The organism is Noviherbaspirillum malthae, assembly GCF_015352985.1.
Lineage (GTDB): Bacteria > Pseudomonadota > Gammaproteobacteria > Burkholderiales > Burkholderiaceae_D > Noviherbaspirillum > Noviherbaspirillum malthae.
Genome location: NZ_JACYXF010000171.1, coordinates 1 through 1633 on the forward strand (window position 1 = coordinate 1; position 1633 = coordinate 1633).

Annotated in this window: 1 protein-coding gene; it reads left to right on the forward strand. The window is 57.7% G+C overall.

Going from position 1 to position 1633, the window contains the following annotated elements:
* The first annotated feature begins 158 nt into the window (after nt 1-158).
* Complete coding sequence (locus tag IGW03_RS38635) at nt 159-1505, forward strand: IS701 family transposase (protein WP_228536356.1); 1347 nt, start codon at nt 159-161, stop codon at nt 1503-1505.
* Nucleotides 1506-1633: the final 128 nt, after the last annotated feature.

The following is a 1633-nucleotide window of genomic DNA, read 5'->3' on the forward strand; positions in this document are numbered from 1 at the left end:
CCGGTGCCGACGGGCGCCACAGTAGGTCGGATAGATAACTGCAGTCGATTCTCACTTCAACATCAAAACGGCAGGTCTTGCAAAACGGAGGGAGTCCATAGATAGTTTGTTGAAAGCAGCTGATAAGGGGCTATCCTGATAGTAGGAGGTATGCTGCCATGACTGCCCGTCGACCTTGTCCTGCGGCACCAGGTCCGCTGGAAGACTTTGCCGTGCACTTTGATGCGCTATTCCATTCACTGGCGCAACGGCACAATTTCCGCACCTACCTTGCTGGATTGCTGGCACCACGTGACCGCAATAAAACCCTCACAGCGCTGGCCGGCGCTGAACCGCTGCACCAGGCGCAGGCGGCCCCGGTCCAGCAACTTCAATTCTTTCTGTCCGAATCCAACTGGAATGCCGATGCCATTGCTGCCCGAACGGTGCAACTGCTGCAACAAGAGCCACTGACAGCTAGCGATTGCGATGGTGTGCTGGTCATCGACGATACCGGCGATCGCAAGGATGGCAACGCCACCGACCATGTGGCGCGCCAGTACCTTGGCTCAGTAGGTAAAATCGACAACGGCATCGTCGCCGTCACCACGTTGTGGGCCAATGCGCAGCGCTACTATCCATTGCACGTGGCGCCGTACACCCCGGAAAGCCGCTTGGAAGGCGGCAAGCAGGACCCAGGTTTCCATAGCAAACCGCAGATTGCGCTGGCATTGGTGAACAAGGCGGTGGAAGCCGGCATTGCCTTCAAGGCTATAGTGGCCGACTGCTTCTATGGCGATCATAGCGGGTTGGTCGCCGGCTTGCTGCAACATCAGCTGCCCTTTGTGCTCTCGCATCGTCGCACGCGCGGGCAAGGATGGGCACTTGCCGACGAAGCGCATTCGTTCGACGAAGCGTTAGACGACTTGCGCCTGCGAGATTGGCACCAAGTCACGCGCCACTTTAGAGATGGCCACACCGAGCAATGGTGGGCCGCTGAATTGGAATTCATGGGCTATGGCCCCTTCCACGCGGAACGAGCCATCTGCGCCACCACTGACAGGCGGACCCGTCCAGCCTTGTCGACGTGGTACTTGACGACCAATCTGCCGTCCCATGTAGCTGACTTGGCCGAGGTGGTACGCCTGTATGGATTGCGTCATTGGATTGAGCAGAGTTACCGGCAAATGAAGAATGAGTTGGGCTGGGCTGACTTCATGGTGCGTAGTGACTGTGCCATCCGTCGCCACTGGACACTGGTGTGTTGTGCATTTGCGTTTTGCTGGTGGCACGAGGCACGCGAAGTGCATCTGTACGAAGTGGTCGAGTCGACGCGTCTGCGAAAAAAAAATCCGACGATCAAGCAAGCAGATGCGATGTCGCTGGCCATGCCTGCTGCGGGCGGTAAGAGCGTGGCTGGCACCAGTGCTCTGGCTGGAGCGCTTGTGGCCAACCTGCTTCGTCAAGCCCCCGCCGGTCGAGCTCGACGGTCTACACGAATTCCTGCTGGCCGGGTGCGGCATTAACCTCTATCTCCGCCTTTAACAAACTATTTATGAACTCCCTCCGTTTTGCAAGACCTGCCGTTTTGATGTTGAAGTGAGAATCGACTGCAGTTATCTATCCGACCTACTGTGGCGCCCGTCGGCACCGG

Excerpts from the sequence above, each read along its gene's own strand:
- IGW03_RS38635 (WP_228536356.1), top strand. The coding sequence starts at position 159 with ATGACTGCCCGTCGACCTTGTCCTGCGGCACCAGGTCCGCTGGAAGAC.